This window comes from Streptomyces sp. NPDC001544 (assembly GCF_042894285.1).
Taxonomy (GTDB): Bacteria; Actinomycetota; Actinomycetes; order Streptomycetales; family Streptomycetaceae; genus Streptomyces.
The window spans coordinates 372,691-393,483 of sequence record NZ_JBIAVN010000005.1 but is presented as its reverse complement, the minus strand read 5'-3'; the positions used below and the strand labels follow the sequence as shown (position 1 = coordinate 393,483).

Annotated in this window: 17 protein-coding genes and 1 pseudogene; 11 read left to right on the top strand and 7 right to left on the bottom strand. The window is 71.7% G+C overall.

Going from position 1 to position 20,793, the window contains the following annotated elements:
- Positions 1 to 15: 15 nt before the first annotated feature.
- From ACFY0F_RS16890 to rhaI, 6 genes are all read right to left on the bottom strand, one after another.
- Positions 16 to 660 carry a lactate utilization protein C gene (locus tag ACFY0F_RS16890; RefSeq protein ID WP_388793881.1) on the bottom strand — a complete coding sequence of 215 codons (645 nt, stop codon included), beginning with the start codon at positions 658 to 660 and terminating at the stop codon, positions 16 to 18.
- On the bottom strand, positions 657 to 2,135 hold the full coding sequence (locus ACFY0F_RS16885) for a LutB/LldF family L-lactate oxidation iron-sulfur protein (protein ID WP_388793878.1): 1,479 nt from the start codon (positions 2,133 to 2,135) through the stop codon (positions 657 to 659). Before ACFY0F_RS16885 ends, ACFY0F_RS16890 begins: the two co-directional genes overlap by 4 nt.
- Positions 2,132 to 2,887 (bottom strand): (Fe-S)-binding protein, encoded by a 756-nt coding sequence (locus ACFY0F_RS16880; protein ID WP_388793876.1) that lies wholly within the window; start codon positions 2,885 to 2,887, stop codon positions 2,132 to 2,134. Before ACFY0F_RS16880 ends, ACFY0F_RS16885 begins: the two co-directional genes overlap by 4 nt.
- A gap of 72 nt (positions 2,888 to 2,959) precedes the next feature.
- Positions 2,960 to 4,408 carry a rhamnulokinase family protein gene (locus ACFY0F_RS16875; protein WP_388793874.1) on the bottom strand — a complete coding sequence of 483 codons (1,449 nt, stop codon included), beginning with the start codon at positions 4,406 to 4,408 and terminating at the stop codon, positions 2,960 to 2,962.
- A complete protein-coding gene (locus ACFY0F_RS16870; protein WP_388793872.1) occupies positions 4,405 to 6,444 on the bottom strand; it encodes a bifunctional aldolase/short-chain dehydrogenase in 2,040 nt (679 codons plus the stop codon). Before ACFY0F_RS16870 ends, ACFY0F_RS16875 begins: the two co-directional genes overlap by 4 nt.
- Before the next feature lie 115 nt (positions 6,445 to 6,559).
- The gene (gene rhaI, locus ACFY0F_RS16865; protein WP_388793870.1) at positions 6,560 to 7,720 is read right to left on the bottom strand and encodes an L-rhamnose isomerase; all 1,161 of its coding nucleotides are present in this window, start codon (positions 7,718 to 7,720) and stop codon (positions 6,560 to 6,562) included.
- A 261-nt stretch (positions 7,721 to 7,981) separates the two neighbouring features.
- Between rhaI and ACFY0F_RS16860 the strand changes: the two genes are divergently transcribed.
- The 11 genes and pseudogenes from ACFY0F_RS16860 (at position 7,982) to ACFY0F_RS16810 (ending at position 19,185) form a co-directional block, all read left to right on the top strand.
- Positions 7,982 to 9,499, top strand: a complete 1,518-nt coding sequence (locus tag ACFY0F_RS16860; protein WP_388793868.1) for a sugar ABC transporter ATP-binding protein — start codon at positions 7,982 to 7,984, stop codon at positions 9,497 to 9,499.
- Entirely contained in the window at positions 9,496 to 10,569 is a 1,074-nt protein-coding gene (locus ACFY0F_RS16855; protein ID WP_388793866.1) for an ABC transporter permease, read from the top strand. The genes ACFY0F_RS16860 and ACFY0F_RS16855 overlap by 4 nt, the downstream gene beginning before the upstream one ends.
- Positions 10,562 to 11,575, top strand: a complete 1,014-nt coding sequence (locus tag ACFY0F_RS16850) for an ABC transporter permease (RefSeq protein ID WP_388793865.1) — start codon at positions 10,562 to 10,564, stop codon at positions 11,573 to 11,575. Before ACFY0F_RS16855 ends, ACFY0F_RS16850 begins: the two co-directional genes overlap by 8 nt.
- Before the next feature lie 39 nt (positions 11,576 to 11,614).
- A complete protein-coding gene (rhaS, locus tag ACFY0F_RS16845; protein WP_388793863.1) occupies positions 11,615 to 12,694 on the top strand; it encodes a rhamnose ABC transporter substrate-binding protein in 1,080 nt (359 codons plus the stop codon).
- A 17-nt stretch (positions 12,695 to 12,711) separates the two neighbouring features.
- Positions 12,712 to 13,032 carry an L-rhamnose mutarotase gene (locus ACFY0F_RS16840; RefSeq protein WP_388793861.1) on the top strand — a complete coding sequence of 107 codons (321 nt, stop codon included), beginning with the start codon at positions 12,712 to 12,714 and terminating at the stop codon, positions 13,030 to 13,032.
- 20 nt (positions 13,033 to 13,052) lie between these two features.
- Positions 13,053 to 14,465: a BNR repeat-containing protein gene (locus ACFY0F_RS16835; RefSeq protein WP_388793859.1), complete on the top strand. Its 1,413-nt coding sequence runs from the start codon at positions 13,053 to 13,055 to the stop codon at positions 14,463 to 14,465.
- Between the two features lie 81 nt (positions 14,466 to 14,546).
- A complete protein-coding gene (locus ACFY0F_RS16830) occupies positions 14,547 to 15,575 on the top strand; it encodes a LacI family DNA-binding transcriptional regulator (RefSeq protein WP_388793857.1) in 1,029 nt (342 codons plus the stop codon).
- A 97-nt stretch (positions 15,576 to 15,672) separates the two neighbouring features.
- Positions 15,673 to 16,974 (top strand): alpha/beta fold hydrolase, encoded by a 1,302-nt coding sequence (locus tag ACFY0F_RS16825; RefSeq protein ID WP_388793855.1) that lies wholly within the window; start codon positions 15,673 to 15,675, stop codon positions 16,972 to 16,974.
- Between the two features lie 67 nt (positions 16,975 to 17,041).
- Positions 17,042 to 17,242: pseudogene (locus ACFY0F_RS16820) on the top strand (PIG-L family deacetylase); the annotation flags it as partial.
- Between the two features lie 171 nt (positions 17,243 to 17,413).
- A complete protein-coding gene (gene sigJ / locus ACFY0F_RS16815; protein WP_388793854.1) occupies positions 17,414 to 18,307 on the top strand; it encodes an RNA polymerase sigma factor SigJ in 894 nt (297 codons plus the stop codon).
- 38 nt (positions 18,308 to 18,345) lie between these two features.
- The gene (locus ACFY0F_RS16810; RefSeq protein WP_388793852.1) at positions 18,346 to 19,185 is read left to right on the top strand and encodes a pentapeptide repeat-containing protein; all 840 of its coding nucleotides are present in this window, start codon (positions 18,346 to 18,348) and stop codon (positions 19,183 to 19,185) included.
- Here the strand turns inward: ACFY0F_RS16810 and ACFY0F_RS16805 are convergent.
- Positions 19,147 to 20,691 (bottom strand): cytochrome P450, encoded by a 1,545-nt coding sequence (locus ACFY0F_RS16805; RefSeq protein ID WP_388793850.1) that lies wholly within the window; start codon positions 20,689 to 20,691, stop codon positions 19,147 to 19,149. The two genes, ACFY0F_RS16810 and ACFY0F_RS16805, sit on opposite strands and share 39 nt — an antisense overlap.
- Positions 20,692 to 20,793 lie beyond the last annotated feature (102 nt).

The following is a 20,793-nucleotide window of genomic DNA, read 5'->3' as shown; positions in this document are numbered from 1 at the left end:
CCCGAGGGCCCCGGGTCACTGGCCGACCAGCACGACCTCCAGCGTCCGTGGCCCGTGCACGCCCTCCACCCGGTCGAGTTCGATGTCGCTGGTCGCCGACGGGCCGGAGATCCACGTCAAGGGGCGGGCGGGGTCGAGGCGTTCGAGGGCCTCGGGCACGGAGGAGACGACCTGCTCGGGCACCCGGACGACGCAGATGTGGTGGTCCGGGATCAGGGTGATGCGGCGGCGCCCCTGGTCGGGGGCGCCGTCCAGGACGATCGTGCCGGTCTCGGCGACGGCGACCGCGCAGCCGGTGACCACGCTGTCGACCCGGTCCAACTCATGCGGTGTGCTCTCGGCGCGGTCCGTGACCCGCTCCGCGTCGGTGCCGTCCAGCCAGTGCGCGTCGAGTCCCGGGGGGACCAGCACGGTCGTCGAGCCCCGCTCGGTGAGCAGCCGGCCGATGGTGGCGGCCAGGTCACCGGCCGTGCAGCGGTGCACGACCGCCCGGTAGTCGGCCAGGTTCTCGGCCAGCAGGTCCACGGTCTCCGGTACGCTCCGGCCACCGTGCTCGCGCAGATACTCTCGTTCGACGGCCTGCTCGTACGGCCTGTCGTCCGGCGGGACGTCGGCGAGCGCGCGACGCACCCGCCCCAGGACCCGGTCCCTGCTGCTCACTTCGCCCCGTCCTTTCCACCGTGCGTGCGCTGCCACCAGTCGCGGAACGGCTCCGCCGGTACGGCCGGCAGGTCCCGTGTCCCGCTCCACGCCCGGCCCGGGCCGGGCAGCGTACGGGGCTGCAGGCGGCGGGTGCGGGAGGCGAGCCGCTGCCCGGCCCGCAGGGCGCCGGGGTGGGCGAACGCCCAGCGGGCCGCGCGCATCGCGGCCCGCTCGGCGGCGTGCCCCTTGGCGGGCTTGAGCACGACCTTGTTGCCCGCCCGGGTCGCCGTGCCGCCCTGCACGACCCGTTCCCGCAGGTGCACCAGCACCTCGGGGATGTCGATGGCCACCGGGCACACCTCGTAGCAGGCGCCGCACAGTGAGGACGCGTACGGCAGGGAGGCGTCGATCTCGCTTGCCGTGCCCCTCAGTTGAGGGCTGAGGATCGCACCGATCGGGCCGGGATAGACGGAGCCGTAGGCGTGGCCGCCCGCCCGCTCGTACACCGGGCAGACGTTGAGGCAGGCGGAGCAGCGGATGCAGCGCAGCGCCTGACGGCCGACCTCGTCGGCGAGGGTGTCGGTGCGGCCGTTGTCGAGGAGGACCAGGTGGAAGGTGCGCGGCCCGTCGCCGTCGGTGGTCCCCGTCCACGTGCTGGTGTACGGGTTCATGCGCTCGGCCGTCGAGGAGCGGGGCAGCGTCTGCAGGAACACCTCCAGGTCGCGCCAGGTCGGCACGATCTTCTCGATGCCCACCACGGAGATCAGCGTCTCCGGCAGGGTCAGGCACATCCGGCCGTTGCCCTCGGACTCGACGACCACGAGCGTGCCGGTCTCGGCGACCATGAAGTTGGCACCGGAGACACCGACCTTCGCCCGCAGGAACTTCTCGCGCAGGTGCAGCCGGGCCGCCTCCGCGAGTTCGGCCGGTGTGTCGGTCAGGCCCTCCGGGGCCGGGCGGCCCCACTCGCTCATCTCGGAGCGGAAGATGTCCCGGATCTCGCCCCGGTTGCGGTGGATGGCCGGCACCAGGATGTGCGAGGGCCGGTCCTTGCCCAACTGCACGATCAGCTCGGCGAGATCGGTCTCGTAGGCGCGGATGCCCTCCGCTTCGAGCGCCTCGTTGAGCCCGATCTCCTGGGTGGCCATCGACTTGACCTTGACGACCTCCGACTCGCCGGTGGCCTTGACGAGTTCGGCGACGATCCGGTTGGCCTCGTCGGCGTCGGCGGCCCAGTGGACGATGCCGCCCGCCGCCGTGACCGACTCCTCCAACTGCACGAGATAACGGTCCAGATGACGGAGCGTATGGTCCTTGATCCGCTTCCCGGCCTCCCGCAGCGCCGCCCAGTCGGACACCTCCGCCACCGCCTTCGCCCGCTTGGCGCGGATGGTGTGGGTGGCGTGCCGGAGGTTGCCGCGCAGGGTGCGATTGCCGACCGCCTCCCGTGCGGCCTCGGGAAAGGCAGGCATTCCCAGATACGTCCCGCTCATACGGCCGGCTCCTCCTCCGTGCTCGCCAGGATCTCCGCGATGTGCACCGGCCGCACGCCCGCCCGCAGCCGGGTCATGGTCCCGCCGATGTGCATCAGGCAGGAGTTGTCGGCCGCGCACAGCACCTCCGCGCCCGTGGACTCGGCGTTGCGCACTTTGTCGGCCCCCATCGCCGCCGACACGGCGGAGTTCTTCAGGGCGAACGTCCCGCCGAAGCCGCAGCACTCGTCGGCCCCCGGCAGCTCCACGAGTTCGAGCCCCTTCACGGCCCGCAGCAGCCGCCGCGGCCGGTCCCCGAGACCCAGCCCGCGCAGTCCGTGGCAGGTCGGGTGGTACGTCACCTCGTGCGGGTAGTACGCCCCGACGTCCGTCACCCCCAGCACGTCCACCAGGAACTCGGTCAGCTCGTACGTCTTCGGCACCACCGGCGCCAGTACGGACGCGAGCGCGTCCCCGCGACCCTCGGCGCGCGCCCGTTCGCCCATGCGCGGATACAGCTCCCGCACCATCGCCCCGCAGGACCCGGAAGGCGTCACGATCGCCTCGTATCCCCCGAAGACATCGGAGAAATGCCGGGCGAGCGGTTCGGCCTCATGGCGATAACCGGTGTTGTAGTGCGCCTGCCCGCAGCAGGTCTGCGCCATCGGGAAGTCGACCTCGACACCCAGCCTGGTCAGCAGCTTCACCACGGCACGGCCGGTGTCCGGATAGAGCGTGTCGTTGACACAGGTCAGGAACAGGGCGACACGCATCGCAGCTCCTCGAAGTCGGTCATCGGACGAGTGCAGAGTAGTCGTCGGACGGAGCCTGGGGGAGACCCCGGCTCACCGCGTGGCGAGCCGGCCCTCCGCCTCCCGCCAGCGGGCCGTGTCGCCGCGCGGTTCGTAACGGGTCAGCGGCTGGGTCGCGACCAGGAGCCGCCGGGCGTCGGCCAGGTCCCCGACGAGTCCGTGCGCCCGCGCCTGCACCAGGACGTTGCCGAGGGCCGCCGCCTCGGTGGGGCCGGCCACCACGGGCAGTCCGCAGGCGTCGGCGGTGAGCTGGCACAGCAGCGCGTTCCGGGTGCCGCCGCCGACGACGTGGACCACGTCCACGGGGTGGCCGGCGAGCCGCTGGGCGTCCTCGACCGCCCGGCGGTGGGCGAGCGCGAGCGAGTCGAGGATGCACCGGGTGAGCTCGGCCCGGGTCCCGGGCACCGGCTGCCCGGACACCCGGCAGGCCTCGGCGATCCGCTGCGGCATCCGGCCGGGCGCCAGGAACGCGGCGTCGCCGGCGTCCACGACCGACCGCAGCGCCGGCACCAGGGACGCCTCGCGCAGCAGCGGCCCGAGGTCGGGATCTCCCCAGGCGCGTACGCACTCCTGCAGCAGCCACAGTCCCATGATGTTGCGCAGATAGCGGACCGTGCCGTCCAGCCCCAGCTCGTTGGTGAAGTTCGCGGCCCGGCTCTCCTCGCTGAGCACCGGAGCCGTCAGTTCCAGCCCGGCGAGGGACCAGGTCCCGGTGCAGATGTACGCGAAGCGCTCACCGCTCGCGGGTACGGCGGCCACCGCCGAGGCGGTGTCGTGCGAGCCGACCGTCGTCACCGGCACCGGCCCGGTCAGCCCCGTCTCCTCCAGCACGTCCGGCCGCAGCAGACCGGCCGGATCACCCGGCCGCCGCAGCGGCGCGAACAGCTCCAGGTCGACGTCCAGCCGGGCGGCGACGGCGTACGACCAGTCGCGGGTACGGGGGTCGATCAGCTGGGTGGTGGAGGCGTTGGTGAGTTCGGTGCCCTGCTCACCGGTCAGCCAGTACGTCAGCAGGTCGGGGATGAGCAGCAGGCGCCGTGCCTGGGCGAACTGGGCCGTGGAGCGTGCCGCCGCCAACTGGTAGAGGGTGTTGAACGGGGCGTACTGCAGCCCCGTCGCCGCGTACAGTTCGGCGGCCGGCACCGTCGCCCACACCTTCTCCGCGACCCCTGCCGTGCGGGCGTCGCGGTAGTGCACCGGATTGCCCAGCAGAGCGCCGTCGGCGTCCAGCAGGCCGTGGTCCACGGCCCAGCTGTCGATGCCGACGGAGTCCACCTGCCCGGCCGCCCGCAGCCCGTCCAGGACGCCCGAGTACAGCCCGAGCACGTCCCAGCGCAGCCCCTCCGGAACCCGTACCGGCCGGTTGGGGAAGCGGTGCGCCTCGCTCAGCTCCAGCGAGTCGGGGCCGACGCGGCCGGCCATGACCCGTCCACTGGACGCGCCGAGGTCGACCGCGGCGTACGACTTCACGGCGGTGCTCATCGAAGGAAGGCGGCCGCCACGCCCGCGTCGACCGGGATGTGCAGCCCGGTGGTGTGGGTGAGGTCTCCGCCCGTCAGCGCGAACACCGCGTTCGCCACGTGCTCCGGCAGCACCTCCCGCTTCAGGATGGTCCGCTGCGCGTAGAACTCGCCCAACTTCTCCTCCGCCACCCCGTACACGGCGGCCCGCTCGGCCCCCCAGCCGCCCGCGAAGATCCCGGAGCCGCGCACCACCCCGTCCGGGTTGATCCCGTTGACCCGGATCCCGTGCTCGCCCAGCTCGGCGGCCAGCAGCCGCACCTGGTGGGCCTGGTCGGCCTTGGTGGCGGAGTAGGCGATGTTGTTGGGGCCGGCGAAGACGGCGTTCTTGGAGGCGATGTACACGATGTCACCGCCGAGCCCCTGGGCGATCATCGCCCGGGCCGCCTCCCGCGACACCAGGAACGAACCGCGGGCCATGATGTCGTGCTGGAGGTCCCAGTCCCTCGCGGTGGTCTCCAACAGCGGCTTGGAGATGGAGATTCCGGCGTTGTTCACCACCAGGTCCACGCCGCCGAAAGCCAGCACCGCCGCCTTGAAGGCCTCGGCGATCTGCTGCTCGTCGGTCACGTCGACGGGGACGGCGACGGCTTTGTCCGGCCCGCCCAGTTCCTCGGCGACGGCCCGGGCGTTCTCGGCGTCGAGGTCCGCGACGACGACGCACGCGCCCTCGGCCACCAGCCGGTGGGCGATCGCCTTCCCGATGCCGCTGCCGGCGCCGGTGACCAGGGCGATGCGCGTCGCCAGCGGCTTCGGCCTCGGCATCCGCCGGAGCTTGGCCTCCTCCAGCGCCCAGTACTCGATGCGGAACTTCTCCGACTCCTCGATCGGCGCGTACGTGGAGACCGCCTCGGCGCCCCGCATCACGTTGATCGCGTTGACGTAGAACTCGCCGGCCACCCGCGCGGTCTGCTTGTCCTTGCCGAAGGAGAACATGCCCACCCCGGGGACGAGCACGATCGCCGGGTCGGCGCCCCGCATCGCGGGGGAGTCGGGCTCGGCGTGCCGGTCGTAGTAGGCGGCGTACTCCTCGCGGTACTCGGCGTGCAGCTCCTTCAGCCGGGCGATCGCCTCCTCGAGCGGGGCGGCCGGCGGCAGGTCGAGGACCAGCGGGCGGACCTTGGTGCGCAGGAAGTGGTCCGGGCAGGAGGTGCCGAGGGCCGCCAGCCGCGGGTGCTCGGCCCGGGCCAGGAAGTCGAGGACGACGCCGGAGTCGGTGAAGTGCCCGATCTGCGCCTTGTCCTGGGAGGCGATCGCCCGGACGTACGGCGCGAGGGCCGCCGCCCGCTCCCGCCGCTCGCCCTCGGGCAGGGCCTCGTACCCCTCCAGGGCGGGTCCGAAGGGCTCGGCCTTGCCGCGCTCGGCGAGGAACGTCTCGGCGGTGCGGATGAGGTGGAGGCTGTTCCTCTCGCACTCCTCGGAGGTGTCGCCCCACGCGGTGATCCCGTGGCCGCCGAGGACGCACCCGATCGCCTGCGGATTGGCCCGCCTGATCGCCGCGATGTCCAGCCCGAGCTGGAAGCCGGGCCGCCGCCACGGCACCCACACCACCGTGTCGCCGAAGCACTCGGCGGTCAGCTTCTCCCCGTCCGTCGCACAGGCCAGCGCGATGCCGGAGTCGGGGTGCAGATGGTCCACGTGCGGCGCGTCCACCAACCCGTGCATCGCGGTGTCGATGGAGGGGGCCGCCCCGCCCTTGCCGTGCAGGCAGTAGTCGAACGCGGCGACCATCTCGTCCTCCCGCTCGACACCCGGGTAGACGTCGACGAGCGCCCGCAACCGGTCGAGGCGCAACACCGCGAGTCCCGCCTCGGTGAGCGTGCCCAGGTCCCCGCCGGACCCCTTCACCCACATCAGCTCGACGTCCCCACCGGTCACGGGGTCGGTGTCGGTGCCTTTCGCGGACGCGTTGCCGCCGGCGTAGTTGGTGTTGCGGGGATCGGCGCCGAGCCGGTGCGAGCGGGCGAGGAGGGCGGCGGCTTCGGGGTGGGGTGACATGGAGATCCCTTGCTTCTTGAACTGACGTGAGTGGATGGTCTTGAGGGGCGCGGGGAACTGCGCGAACAACCACGACGGCCCCGCACTCCGCGACGAAACAGAACCAGGCAGACGCCTACGCACCCCACCCCGCCTGCTGCCCCCCAACCCGCTCGGCAACAATCCTCTCGCCCCACCCGGACCGGGCGTAGGCGGCAACCGGATCGGGATCCAGCCCCATCTCCTTGCGCACCTCACGAAGCAGCGGCCGCACATCCGTGTTGTACGCGTCCATCAGCACGGCGTTCGCCCCGAGAACATCCCCGGCACGCTGGGCGTCGGCCAGAGCGGCACGGTCGACCAGCAGAGCCTTCGCCGTAGCCTCCTGCACGTTCATCACCGACCGGATGATCGCCGGGATCTTCGCCTCGATGTTGTGGCACTGGTCGAGCATGAACGCCACCTCGGAGGTGAACCCGCCCCCGCGTACGACCTCGTACATGATCCGGAACAACTGGAAGGGATCCGCGGCCCCCACCATCAGGTCGTCGTCCGCGTAGAACCGCGAGTTGAAGTCGAACCCGCCGAGCTTTCCCTCCCGCAGCAGCGTGGCGACGATGAACTCGATGTTGGTCCCCGGAGCATGATGCCCGGTGTCCACCACGACCTGCGCCTTCGGCCCGAGCCTCAGGCAGTGCGCGTACGCCGTCCCCCAGTCCGGCACGTCCGTCGTGTAGAAGGCCGGCTCGAAGAACTTGTACTCGAGCAGCATCCGCTGCCCGTCACCCAACCGCTCGTACACCTCGGCGAGGCCCTCGGCCAGCCGGTCCTGCCGTTCCCGCACGTCGTCCTGGCCGGGGTAGTTCGTGCCGTCCGCGAACCACAGCTTCAGGTCCGTGGAGCCCGTCGCGTCCATGATGTCGACGCACTCCAGCAGATGGTCGACGGCCTTGCGCCGCACCGCCGCGTCGGGGTGGCAGATGCTGCCCAGCTTGTAGTCGTCGTCCTGGAAGGTGTTGGAGTTGATGGCGCCGAGCCGCACCCCGCGCTCCTCGGCGTGCTTCGCCAGGGCGGCGTAATCGTCCACCTTGTCCCAGGGGATGTGCAGCGCCACGGTCGGGGCCACGCCCGTGACCGCGTGCACCTGCGCCGCGTCGTCCAGCTTCTCCTGCGGTGTGCGGGGCACGCCCGCCTGGGCGAACACCTTGAAACGGGTCCCCGAGTTCCCGTACGCCCACGACGGCGTCTCGACTGCCTGGGTCTTCAGCGCGGCCTTCACCGCGGCGAGGTCGGTCACTTCGGGCTCCTGTGACATCGGGCCGAGAGGCCTCTTGATGAAACGATTCAGGACGGGAAGCTATGGGGCCTCCGAGGGTGTGTCAAGCCCTCTGTTCAGGCCTGTCTTCCGTGACCTCGGCGTGACCTCCGGCTATCGAAATCTTTTCGAGCGCTACCCATTGACGTGACATGTCCGGAGTGCCTAACGTCCCGGCAATCCAGTTGAAACCTTTCACGACGCCCTGAGGCCCGACCCGCCGGCGTCGTCGAGGAGCCACCCATGACCCAGCCGTCCGACCCGGGCCCGGCACCGGTGCTGGCACTGAAGGACATCTCCAAGTCCTTCGGCGCCGTACGCGCCCTGCGCGGCGTCTCCCTGGAGCTGTACCCCGGCGAGGTGCACGCCCTCGCCGGGGAGAACGGCGCGGGCAAGTCGACGCTGATCAAAACCCTCGCCGGAGTGCACCGGCCGGACGCCGGCCAGGTGCTGCTCGACGGCGCGCCCGTCGTCTTCCACGGGCCCGGCGACGCCCGCGACGCCGGTATCGCCGTCATCTACCAGGAGCCCACGCTCTTCCCCGACCTGTCGATCGCCGAGAACATCTTCATGGGCCGCCGGCCCCGCCGCGCGCTCGGCCGTATCGACCACAAGGCCACCCACGCCGCGACCCTGGCCCTGATGCGCCGACTCGGCGTCGACCTCGACCCCGACCGGCCCGCCCGCGGTCTGTCCATCGCGGACCAGCAGATCGTCGAGATCGCCAAGGCGCTCTCCTTGGACGCCCGGGTCCTGATCATGGACGAGCCCACCGCCGCCCTGACCGGCAGCGAGGTCGCCCGTCTCTTCGGCGTCGTGCGCACCCTGCGCGAACAGGGAGCCGCGGTGCTGTTCATCTCGCACCGGCTGGAGGAGATCTTCGAGATCTGCCGGCGGGTGACCACCCTGCGCGACGGCGCCTGGATCGCCAGTGAGCCGCTGGCCGGCATGACCGAGGACGACCTGGTCCGCCGTATGGTCGGCCGCGACCTGGACGAGCTGTACCCGAAGCAGGCCGTCGAGCCGGGCGAAGTCGCCCTGAGCGTACGGCGGCTGACCCGCGAGGGCGTGTTCACGGACGTCTCGTTCGAGGTGCGGCACGGTGAGATCGTCGGCCTCGCCGGTCTCGTCGGCGCCGGCCGCACCGAGGTGGCCCGGGCGGTCTTCGGCATCGACCGGTGGGACGCGGGCGAGGTGGAGGTCGAGGGGCGCAAGCTCACCAACGGCGCCCCGTCCACCGCGATGGCCGCGGGGCTCGCCCTGGTACCGGAGGACCGGCGCGCCCAGGGCCTGGTGATGGACATGTCCATCGAGCGCAACATCGGTCTGACCGGTCTGCGCACCACCGTGAGGGCGGGCCTCGTCGACCGCGGCGCCGAGCGCAGCCGCAGCCTCGACTGGGCGGTGAAGCTCCACGTCAAGTACGCGCGGATCGCCGACGCCGTCTCCACGCTGTCCGGCGGCAACCAGCAGAAGGTCGTCCTCGCCAAGTGGCTCGCCACCGGCCCGCGGGTGCTGATCGTCGACGAACCCACCCGGGGCATCGACGTCGGCACCAAGGCCGAGGTGCACCGGCTGCTGTCCGAACTGGCCGCCGAAGGGGTGGCGGTCCTGATGATCTCCTCCGACCTGCCCGAGATCCTCGGCATGGCCGACCGCGTGCTCGTGATGCACGAGGGCCGCCTCACCGCCGAGATCCCGCGATCCCAAGCCACCGAGGAAACCGTGATGGCCGCAGCCACCGGGAGGGCAGCCGCATGACGGTGACCACCCCGCACGAGACCCCCGTCGCCGACGTGCCGGGCTCCAGCGGCGCACGGCTCGTCGACCGCGTCTTGAGGATGCGCGAACTCGCCATCCTGGTCGTCTTCCTGGTGATGATCGTCGTCACCCAGCTCGGCAACAGCGAGTTCCTGTCCGAGCAGGGCGTCAAGGACCTGCTGCTGAACGCCACCATCCTGGTGCTGGTCGCCACCGGCCAGTCGCTGGTGGTCATCACCCGCAACGTCGACCTCTCGGTCGGCTCCACCCTCGGCATCTGTGCCTTCGCCGCAGGCACCTATCTGCACGGCGGGGGAGACCCGGTCGTGGCGATCGTGCTGGCGGTCCTGCTCGGGGTGGGCTTCGGCCTGCTGAACGGCCTGCTCGTCAGCCTCGGTCAGGTGCCCGCCCTCGTCGTCACCCTCGGCACGCTGTACATCATCCGCGGCATCGACTCCATCTGGGTCGGCTCCCGGCAGATCACGGCGTCCGATCTGCCCGGCGGTTTCGTCGACTTCGGCTCCGGCGGCCTCGGGGCGGTGCCGTGGCCGGCACTGATCGCCCTCGCCGTCCTGGTCACCACCGCCTACTACCTCAAGCACTACGGCAGCGGCCGCGAGCTGTACGCGCTCGGCTCCAACCCGGAGGCCGCCCGCCTCGCCGGCATCCCCGTCCGCAAGCGGATCCTCGTCGCGTACACCTTCTGCGGGGGCCTCGCCGGACTCGCGGGCGCCATGTACCTGGCCCGGTTCGGCAACGTGGACTCCAGCACCGGCAGCGGATACGAACTCACCGTCGTCAGCGCGGTGGTGGTCGGCGGCGTCGTCTTCACCGGCGGCTCCGGCAGCGTCTACGGTGCCGCGCTCGGCGCGCTGCTGCTGACCTCCATCAACAGCGTGCTGCCCGCCCTCGGCGTCAGCTCCGTCTGGGGGTTGGCCATCAACGGCGTCCTGCTGCTGCTCGCCATCGCCGTGGACCGGGTCGTCGCCCTGCGGGTGGCGTCCGCCCTGAAGAAGAAGTCGGCCTCCGTGAAGGCGGCCCCGAAGAAGGGGGACACCCGCCATGCCTGAGTCCCTGGCCCGCGCCGTCCGCTGGGACACGGTGGTCGGCGCCCTGCTGATCGTGCTGCTCCTGCTGTCCTTCTCCTTCGTCGACGGGTTCGGCAACGCCCTCAACCTGTCGTTCCTGATCGGCAACACCCTCCCCATCGCGCTGATCGCCCTGCCGATGACGCTGCTCGTGGTGGCCGGTGAGATCGACCTGTCGGTGGCCTCCACGGCCGGTCTGTCCGGCGCGGTGATGGGCAAGCTGTGGAACGAGGGGCTGGCGATCGAGCAGATCATCCCGCTGTGCCTGCTGCTCGGTGTGGTGTGCGGTCTTGTGAACGGCCTGCTGGTGACCCGGCTCGGGCTGCCGTCCCTCGCCGTCACCATCGGTACCCTCGCCGCCTACCGGGGCATCGCGCAGATCGTCCTCGGCTCCGACGCGGTGACCGACTTCCCCACCCAGTACCTGGACTTCGCCGCCGGTCGGCTCGGGAACTCCTTCCTCCCGCAGGCCTTCCTGCCCTTCCTGGTGCTCCTCGCGATCGCCGTCGTCGTCCTGCACGCCACCCCGTTCGGGCGGTCGCTGTTCGCGATCGGCGCCAGCGAGGGGGCCGCCCGGTTCGCCGGGATCCGCGTCAAGCGGGCCAAGCTGCTGCTGTTCGTCGCCACCGGCGTCATGGCCTCCCTCACCGGTGTCTTCTGGGCCCTGCACTATGCCAGCGCCCGCTACGACAACGCCACCGGCCTCGAACTGTCCGTGGTGGCCGCCGTGTTGCTCGGAGGCATCGACTTCGACGGCGGCAAGGGCACGCTCGGCGGCGCGATCGCCGGTGTGTTCCTGCTGGGCGCCCTGCAGAACGCGATGAGCCTGCTCAACGTCTCCGCCCAGTCGCAGATCGTCGTCACCGGCGTCCTGCTCGTCGTCTCCGTGCTCGGCCCCCGCGTCGCACGTCAGATCTCCGTCGCGAGGGCCGGCCGCCGGGCGCCCTCCACGCCGGTCGCCAAGGCTCCCCCCACGCCTGCCGCATGACCCCTTCCCTCGCTCACCCTTCGTAAAGGAAAACTCGCCATGCGCAAGTCGTCGATCCGCCGTGCCTGCGCGGCCCTCGCCACGGCCGCCTCCCTCGCCCTCGCCGTCACCGCCTGCGGCGGCACCACCAAGAACGACGTCAAGAGCGAAGACAACTCGAACGCGACGGCGGGCAAGGCCGACCCGAACGCGGCCACCAAGAAGGGCCTGACCGTCGGCTTCCTGCCCAAGCAGGTCAACAACCCCTACTTCACCTCCGCCGACAAGGGCGGCGAGAAGGCGCTCACCGAACTCGGCTCCAAGTACAAGGAGGTCGGCCCCTCCAGCGCCACCGACACCTCCGGCCAGGTGTCCTACGTCAACACCCTCACCCAGCAGCAGGTCGACGCGATGGCCGTGTCCGCGCAGGACCCCGGCGCCCTGTGCACCGCGCTCAAGACGGCCATGAAGAACGGCATCAAGGTCGTCACCTACGACTCCGACACCACCGCCGGCTGCCGCAACGCCTTCGTCTCCCAGGCCGGCGCCGAGGACCTCGGCCGCACCGAGGTGCAACTGCTCGCCCAGCAGATCGGCTACAAGGGCCAGATCGCGATCCTGTCCGCCGCGCAGACGGCGACCAACCAGAACACCTGGATCGGCTACATGAAGGAGGAGCTGAAGGACCCGAAGTACAAGAACGTCAAGCTGGTCAAGATCGCGTACGGCAACGACGACGCCCAGCAGTCCTTCCAGCAGACCCAGGGACTGCTCCAGCAGTACCCGAACCTGAAGGGGATCATCTCCCCGACCACCGTCGGCATCAAGGCGGCCGCCCAGTACCTGTCCGGCTCCAAGTACAAGGGCCAGGTCGAGCTGACCGGCCTCGGCACGCCCAACGACATGCGCAAGTACGTCAAGAACGGCACCGTCGACGCCTTCGAGCTGTGGGACCCGGCCAGGCTGGGCGACCTGGCCGCCCGTACCGCCGTCGCCCTGGCCTCCGGGCAGATCACCGGCAAGGAGGGCGAGACCTTCAAGGCCGGCTCCACCACGTACACCATCGGCAAGGACGGTGTGATCAACCTCGGCAAGCCGACCGTCTTCGACGCCAAGAACATCGACCAGTTCAACTTCTGATCCTGCAAGGGGTGTTGATGCAGCGTGTGTGCTTCCTGCTGAAGGTCCGGGCGGACCGCCTCGACGAGTACCGCGAGCGGCACGCCACCGTGTGGCCGGACATGCTCGAGGCCCTGAGAGCCACCGGCTGGCACAACTACTCGCTCTTCCTGCGTGAGGACGGCCTGCTGGTCGGCTATCTGGAGACCGAGGACTTCGCCGCCGCCCAGGCAGGCATGGAGGCCACCGACGTCAACGCCCGCTGGCAGGCGGAGATGGCGCCGTTCTTCGAGTCGCTGGACGGCGCCCGGCCCGACGAAGCGATGAAACCGCTCACCGAAATCTTCCACCTCGCCTGACCGCTCACCGGAGCCGCACCATGAGAAGACGTACCGTGCTCGCGTCCGCCATGCTGGCCGCCATGGCAACACCCGGCATCGCACGGGCCGCGTCCCCCGGCCCCTCCGTCACCCAGCAGGGCACCACCCGACTCGACGCCCAGGCCGTCTACTTCGTCTCCTACGACGGCCTGGTCAACAACAACTCGTTCCAGAAGAACGGCTTGTTCACCTACAAGGGCCACCAGTACGCCGCCTGGTACACCGCCACCCGCGAAGCGGTCGTCGCCCGCCGCGTGCTGGGCGGCGCCACCTGGTCCACCGTGACGCTTCCCCACCGGCTCAAGAGTGACGACTCGCACAACGTGATCTCCATGGGCGTCTCGAAGACCGATGGCCGGCTGCACCTCAACATGGACTCGCACAGCGACGGCTTCTTCTACGTGAAGTCGGTGACCGGACTCCTGGACAACCCGGGGACCACCGCCTGGACGTCGTCCGTCTTCGGCGCCGTGCAGACCACGCTGGACGGGCTCGCGCTCACCTCGCAGTTCACGTACCCGCAGTTCGTGTCGACCCCCGAGGGAAGACTCCAGCTGAGCTACCGCGCCGGCATCTCCGGCAACGGACGCAACGCGCTCGCCGAATACGACGGCGCGGCCTGGACGGCGCTGGGGGAGTGGAGCAGCTCCACCGGCACCTACGCCGGCTCGCACGGCTCCAGCACCGCCCGCAACATGTACCTGCACGGCATCGACTACGACGTCAGCGGCCGCCTGCACTCCTTCTTCACCTGGCGGGAGCAGAACGCGGCCGTGATGTGCGACGGCGGCGGCATCACCAACCACGACACCGGCTATGTGTACTCCACCGACCGGGGCCGCACCTGGCGCAACGATGCGGGCACGGTCGTCGGCACCACCGGCACCTCCGACACGGTGGCGGTCACCGACGCCGGCCTGGTCGTCGACCCGCTGAACCCGGACCACTCCCTGATGAACCAGGAGAGCCAGACCACCGACTCCACCGGCCTGCCGCACGCGGTCATCTCCTACGTCCCCGGCCGCTTCGGCCAGTGCACCACCGACTACGTCGCCGACCGCACCGCGCACGGCCGTGCCTTCCACCTGCGCAAGAACTCCTCCGGCGGCTGGCAGAAGACCGAGATCCCCGTCCCGCTGAACTCCAGCCAGCGCACCAAGCTGGTCCTGGACCGGTACGACAACGCCTACGCGGTCTTCCCCCACGGCCGGATCGCGGGTGCCTCCAAGGCCTCCGGGTACACCGACTGGTCGCTGCTGTACGACGGCGGCGACCTGAACGCCTTCGGCGAGGTCGTGATCGACGAGTCGCGGGTGAGGGCGGACGACGTGCTGTCCTTCATGTACCAGGAGAAGTCGAGCGGTACGACCCCCTCGGCGCTGCACGTCGTCGATTTCGCCCTGCCCGCCTGACCCCGTCGGGTGTGCGGCGGGATGAACGGTAATGTGAGGGCTTTCCCGCCGCCCCCTCGTCCTTCTGGAGGTCCCCGCCCGATGGCCCAGTCGGTGGGTATCAAGGATGTCGCCCGCGCCGCCGGCGTGTCGGTGGGCACCGTGTCGAACGTCATCAACCGCCCGGACACGGTCGCCTCGGAGACCCGCGCCCGCGTGCAGTCCGCCATAGACCGGCTGGGCTACGTCCGCAGCGAGTCCGCGCGCCAGCTCCGCGCCGGCCGCAGCCGGATCATGGGCCTGCTCGTCCTCGACATGGGCAACCCCTTCTTCGTGGACGTGGCGCGCGGCGCCGAACGGGCGGCACGCGAGGCCGGGCTCGGCGTGATGGTCTGCAACAGCGCCCAGAGCGCCGGCGAGGAGGCCGAGTACCTCTCGCTCTTCGCCGAGCAGCGGGTGCGCGGCGTGCTGCTCACCCCGGCCGACGCCACCGGGCGCAACATCGACGCGTTCCGGCGGCACGGCATCCCCTTCGTGCTGGTCGACCGGGTCGCCGAGGGCACCACCGAGTGCTCGGTCTCCGTCGACGACGTCGCGGGCGGCGCCCTGGCCGTCCGGCACCTGGTGGACGCCGGCCACCGCTCCATCGCCTACGTCAGCGGCCCGCCCGGTTTCAACCAGGTCAGGGACCGCCGCACCGGCGCCCTGAACGCCCTCGCGGAGGCCGGGCTCGGCCCCGGGGCCCTGCGCGAGCTGCCCACGGAGCGCCTGGACGTGGCCGCCGGACGGGACGCGGGCGCCCGGCTGCTGGGCCTCGCCGACCGGCCGACCGCGGTGTTCTGCGCCAACGACCTCCTCGCCCTCGGCGTGCTGCAGGCCATGTACGCGGCCGGTGTCGTCGTCCCCGACGACCTCGCCATCGTCGGCTACGACGACATCGAGTTCGCGGCGGCCGCCGCCGTCCCGCTGACCTCCGTACGGCAGCCCGCCGTCACCATGGGCGCCCTCGCCGCCGAACTGCTGCTGGAGGAGACCGAGGCGTCCCGGGACGCCCCCAAGGCGCACGAGCACCGCCGGGTGGTGCTCCAGCCGGAGCTGGTGGTGCGCCGCTCCAGCCTCGCGGCCCGTTGACCCACGATTCAGTAACTTTCCATGATCCCGGGGGTCGGACGGCGCACGGACATGTGCTGAACTGGGACGCGACCATCCGTCCGTCCCGGGAGACCAGTTGACCGTCAGCTACCGCCAGCCCGGCGTCGTCCTCACCGACCACCACTTCACCGTCCCCCTGGACCACGCCGACCCGGCGGGCGGGACCATCGAGCTGTACGCCCGGGAGGCCGTCGCGAGCGACAAGGCGGACCGGGACCTGCCGTGGCTGATCTACCTCCAGGGCGGCCCCGGCTTCGGGGCGAACCGTTTCGTCGGAAAGCAGGCCTGGCTCGGCCGCGCCCTGGAGGACCACCGTGTGCTCCTCCTCGACCAGCGCGGCACCGGCCGCTCCACGCCCGCCAACCGGCAGACGCTCCCGCTGCGCGGCACGCCCGCGGAGCAGGCCGCCTACCTCACGCACTTCCGGGCCGACTCCATCGTCCGCGACTGCGAGCTGATCCGCCCCCGGCTCACCGGCGGCGCCCCATGGACAGTCCTCGGCCAGAGCTTCGGCGGCTTCTGCGCGGTGACGTACCTGTCGCTGGCGCCCGAGGGCCTGAGTACGGCCGTGATCACCGGCGGCCTGCCCTCCCTGGACGCGCACGCCGACGACGTCTACCGGGCCGCCTACCCCCGTATCGAACGCAAGGTCGCCGGGCACTACGCCCGTTACCCTCAGGACGTCGAGCGCGCCCGCCGCATCGCCGACCACCTGCTGACCCACGACGTGGTCCTGCCCGGCGGCTACCGCCTCACCGTCGAGGCCTTCCAGTCCCTCGGCATCCTGCTCGGCACGGGCGACGGCAGCCACCGCCTGCACTACCTGCTGGAGGACGCCTTCGTCCGCACCCCGCACGGCCGGGAGCTGTCGGACGCCTTCCAGGAGGAGGTCCAGAGCCTGCTGTCGTACGCGAGCCACCCGCTGTACGCCCTGGTCCACGAGGCTTGCTACGGCCAGGACGACCGCCCCACCGACTGGGCGGCGGAGCGGGTGCGCGCCGAGTTCCCGCAGTTCGACGCGGCCAAGGCCCTCGCGGGCGACGCGCCGCTGCTCTTCACCGGCGAGAGCGTCCACCCCTGGACCTTCGACTGCGACCCGGCCCTGCGTCCCCTGCGCGAGACCGCCGACCTGCTCGCCGCCCGCACCGACTGGACGCCCCTGTACTATCCCGCGCGCCTGGCCGCGAACGAGGTCCCGGCCGTGGCCGCCGTCTACCACGACGACATGTACGTCGACACCGCCCACGCGCTGCGCACCGCCCGTGCGATCCGGGGCCTGCGCACCTGGGTCACCGACGAGTTCGAGCACGACGGCCTGCGCGCCGGCGCGCCCCGCGTACTGGACCGGCTGCTGGCCATGGCCCGCGACGAGGTGTGACATCCCGGCCCCCGCGGGCCGGTGGAAAACCGGTTGCGTGAGTGGTCGGTCCGCATGGTCTGCGCCCATGACCGAGCCGGAGATCACCCAGCCGCAGCCCATGCCGGCCGACTGGGAGCGTGTCCTGGCCGTGGTGGCGCACCCGGACGACCTCGAGTACGGGTGCGCCGCGGCCGTCGCCGCCTGGACCGACGCCGGCCGTGAGGTCGCCCATGTCCTCGCGACCCGCGGCGAGGCGGGCATCGGCACGCGGCGATACGCTCACTGCTCCAACACCGCACCGGTATCGAGGCGTTGACCGACGAGGAACCCGAGGGTACGCCAGGGGGTTCCTCACCGCGGGCGCCGACGCCACCGGCGAACGCTTCGGCGGCGAGCCCGCGGTCGCCTTCGAACTGTTCGCCGGGCAGCACCCACCCACAGACCGAACGGGGACGACATGAACGACACCGAGCTCCTGGCCGACCGGTTCCAGGAACAGCGCGGTCGACTCAAGGCCGTGGCCTACCGGATGCTCGGCTCGCTCGCCGAGGCCGAGGACGCGGTCCAGGAGGCCTGGTTACGGCTCGGCCGGACCGACCCGGACGAGATCAGGAACCTCGGCGGCTGGCTCACCACGGTCGTCGGCCGGGTCTGCCTCGACATGCTGCGCTCGCGTGCCGCGCGCCGCGAGGAGCCGATGGACGAGGCCTTCGTGCCGGATCCCGTGATCCGGCCGCTGTCCGCCGTCGACCCCGAGCAGGAGATGCTGCAGGCCGACTCGGTGGGCCTGGCCCTGGTCGTGGTGCTCCAGACGCTGGAGCCCGCCGAGCGGCTGGCGTTCGTCCTGCACGACATGTTCGCCGTGCCCTTCGACGACATCGCGCCCGTCGTGGAGCGCACCCCGGCCGCGACCCGGCAACTGGCCAGCCGGGCCCGCCGCCGGGTGCAGGGCGCCGCCCCGACGTCCGACCCCGACCTCACGACGCAGCGCCAGGTGGTCGACGCCTTCCTGGCGGCCTCCCGCGGCGGCGACTTCGAGGCCCTCGTCGCCCTGCTCCACCCGGACGTGGTGCTGCGCGCGGACGCGGGTGCCCTGGTGCGCGGGGTCGGCGCCTCCAAGGTGGTGCACGGGGCACGGGCGGTCGCCGAACAGGCCTTCCTGTTCCGCCAGTTCGCGGCCTTCGCGCGGCCGGTGCTGGTCAACGGCTCACTGGGCCTCGTCACCGCGCCGGAGGGCCGTGCCGTGTCCGTCACCGCCCTCACCGTCGCCGACGGCCGGATCACCGGCATGTACATCCTGGCCGACCCCGACCGCCTGGCCCGGTTGGACCTGCCCGCGCTCACGGAGTGACGGCCAGAGCTGATCCGCAGGTCAGTAGGCTGTCCCGCATGCCAGATGAGATAGCCGACCGGTCGGAACTTCGGGGGGACTGCGCCTCGTGCTTCGGGCTGTGCTGCGTCGCCCTTCCCTTCGCCGCCTCGGCGGACTTCGCGCTCGACAAGCCCGCGGGCAAGCCCTGCCCGAACCTCGGGAGCGACCACCGCTGCGGCATCCACTCCCGGCTCCGGGAGAAGGGCTTCACCGGCTGCACCGTCTACGACTGCTTCGGCGCCGGCCAGAAGGTCTCCCAGGTCGTCTTCGGCGGCCAGGACTGGCGCACCGGCCCCCGTGAGCACGCCCGCCGTATGTTCGAGGTGTTCCCGGTCGTCCGGCAGCTCCACGAACTGCTCCGGTACCTCACCGAGGCGCTGAGCCTGTCCGCGGCCCGTCCCGTGCACGCCGATCTGCGCCGGGCGCTGGAGGAGACCGAGCGGCTCACCCGGGGGACACCGGAGGAACTGGCCGGGCTCGACGTGGCCGCCCACCGGCAGGAGGTCAACGTCCTCCTGCTGCGCACCAGCGACCTGGTGCGCGCGGGATTCGGGGGAAAGAGCGGCAGGAAGAAGGACCGCCGGGGCGCGGACCTCATGGGCGCCCGGCTGAAAGGGGCCGACCTGCGCGGGGCCAGTCTGCGCGGCGCCTGCCTCATCGCAGCCGACCTGACCGGCGCGGACCTGCGAGGAGCGGACCTGATCGGCGCCGACCTGCGCGACGCGGATCTCGCGGACGCCGATCTGACCGGCGCCTTCTTCCTCACCCAGCCCCAGCTCGAGGCGGCGCGGGGGAGTGCCGGCACCCGGCTGCCGGAGTCAGTCACCCACCCCGGGCACTGGGCAGCGGGCCGCTGACGCCGGGCCGCCCGTGCCCTGGGCCGTCACGCCCGCGGGTGCGGGGCGCCGCTCCAGCCGCAGGCGCAGGCCCTCCGGCATCAGCGTCAGCCGCTCGGAGACCCGCAGCCGGTAGCCGGGGTCGGCCCGCAGCTCGTAGCGGCGCAGCAGCAGCCCGAGCACGAGCGTCGCCTCGTGCAGCGCGAACTGGCGTCCGATGCAGGCCCGCGCCCCCGTTCCGAACGGCTTGAAGACGTGCGGGGCGCGGCCCCGGGCGGCCTTGGCGTCGAACCGGTCCGGGTCGAACCGCTCGGCGTCCGGGCCCCACACCTCGGGATCGCGGTGCAGCATCGGCAGCAGCACCAGCGCCCACGCGCCCCGGCGCATCGGGTGTTCACCGGCCTCTCCGGCCAGCACGGTGTCCTGCCGGGCCTCACGGCTGAAGGCGGGGGCCGTGGGCCACAGCCGCAGCGACTCGTCGAGGACCCGGCGCACGTACCGCAGTTTCGCCACCTGCTCGTAGCCGGGCGCCGCCGTGGCGCCCCAGACGCGGTCCACCTCGGCGCGGGCCCGGGCCGCCACCTCCGGGTGCCGGGAGAGGTAGTGCAGGGCGAAGGACAGCGCGCCCGAGGTGGTCTCGTGGCCGGCGACCAGGAAGGTGATCACCTGGTACCGGACGTTCCGGGCGGACAGCCGCTCCCCGGTCCGCGGGTGCGCCGTCGCCAGCATCCGGTCGAGCAGGTCCCCGGCCCCGCCCGGGCCCGCCTCGCGCCGGGCCCGTACGAGGTCGTCGACCGTGCGGCCCAGCAGGGCCGTGTCGGCCGCGTTGCGCCGTGTCGTGCCGCGCAGCAGCAGCGGGGCCAGCGGTGGGGGCACGGTGTTCGTCCGCTGGGCGTAGGTGAGCGTGCCGATCATCGCGGCCACGAAGGGGTGCAGGCGGCTGCGCTCGAAGGAGCCGAAGTCATGCCCGAACCCGGTGCGGGCGATGGTCTCCAGGGTCAGCTTGGTCATGTCACCGGGCACGTCCACGGCACGTCCGGCCGCCAGCTCCCGGTCCCAGTGGCCGGTCAGCCGCCCGGCCACGTCCAGCATCATCGGGTGGTAGCCCGCCATGGCCTCACGGCTGAAGGCGGGGGCGAGGACGTCGTGCGCCAGCTGCCAGTTGGGTTCGTGGTTGTACGCGGTGAACAGCCCGTCCCCGGCGACCGGCCGCAGGTTGGCGACCCCGAGGCCCACGTGCTTGGCGAACCGTGACTCGTCCGCGAGGTCGGCCGCGTACCCGGCGCCGGCCACGAAGACGAACTCGTTGCCGAACGCCTTGCGGCGGAAGATCGGGCCCAGCCGGCGGGCGAACCGCATCGAATCCTGCACCGGTGTGCGCCGGTCGACGCCGAGCACGTCACCGAGCAGCGGCACCCGGTGCGGCGGACGGGGGATGCGCTCCAGCTCCGGCCAGCCCTGCTCGGCCCCGCGGAAACCCTTCGGCAGCCCGGCCCCGCCCGGTGTGCCGGCGTCCGTCTCAGCCATGACGCGATCTCCCTTGATCCGAGCCACCGGTCGAGCGTGTTGTACGTGGGTTCAATAGCGGGTTTCAGTCTGGGCCGGTTGTTGAACCCGCGTCAAGTAAAG

Excerpts from the sequence above, each read along its gene's own strand:
- ACFY0F_RS16850 (WP_388793865.1), top strand. The coding sequence starts at position 10,562 with ATGCCTGAGTCCCTGGCCCGCGCCGTCCGCTGGGACACGGTGGTCGGC.
- ACFY0F_RS16840 (WP_388793861.1), top strand. The coding sequence starts at position 12,712 with ATGCAGCGTGTGTGCTTCCTGCTGAAGGTCCGGGCGGACCGCCTCGAC.
- ACFY0F_RS16875 (WP_388793874.1), bottom strand. The coding sequence starts at position 4,408 with ATGAGCACCGCCGTGAAGTCGTACGCCGCGGTCGACCTCGGCGCGTCC.
- ACFY0F_RS16830 (WP_388793857.1), top strand. The coding sequence starts at position 14,547 with ATGGCCCAGTCGGTGGGTATCAAGGATGTCGCCCGCGCCGCCGGCGTG.
- sigJ (WP_388793854.1), top strand. The coding sequence starts at position 17,414 with ATGAACGACACCGAGCTCCTGGCCGACCGGTTCCAGGAACAGCGCGGT.
- ACFY0F_RS16835 (WP_388793859.1), top strand. The coding sequence starts at position 13,053 with ATGAGAAGACGTACCGTGCTCGCGTCCGCCATGCTGGCCGCCATGGCA.
- ACFY0F_RS16805 (WP_388793850.1), bottom strand. The coding sequence starts at position 20,691 with ATGGCTGAGACGGACGCCGGCACACCGGGCGGGGCCGGGCTGCCGAAG.
- rhaS (WP_388793863.1), top strand. The coding sequence starts at position 11,615 with ATGCGCAAGTCGTCGATCCGCCGTGCCTGCGCGGCCCTCGCCACGGCC.
- ACFY0F_RS16860 (WP_388793868.1), top strand. The coding sequence starts at position 7,982 with ATGACCCAGCCGTCCGACCCGGGCCCGGCACCGGTGCTGGCACTGAAG.
- ACFY0F_RS16880 (WP_388793876.1), bottom strand. The coding sequence starts at position 2,887 with ATGCGTGTCGCCCTGTTCCTGACCTGTGTCAACGACACGCTCTATCCG.
- ACFY0F_RS16885 (WP_388793878.1), bottom strand. The coding sequence starts at position 2,135 with ATGAGCGGGACGTATCTGGGAATGCCTGCCTTTCCCGAGGCCGCACGG.
- ACFY0F_RS16870 (WP_388793872.1), bottom strand. The coding sequence starts at position 6,444 with ATGTCACCCCACCCCGAAGCCGCCGCCCTCCTCGCCCGCTCGCACCGG.
- ACFY0F_RS16855 (WP_388793866.1), top strand. The coding sequence starts at position 9,496 with ATGACGGTGACCACCCCGCACGAGACCCCCGTCGCCGACGTGCCGGGC.
- ACFY0F_RS16810 (WP_388793852.1), top strand. The coding sequence starts at position 18,346 with ATGCCAGATGAGATAGCCGACCGGTCGGAACTTCGGGGGGACTGCGCC.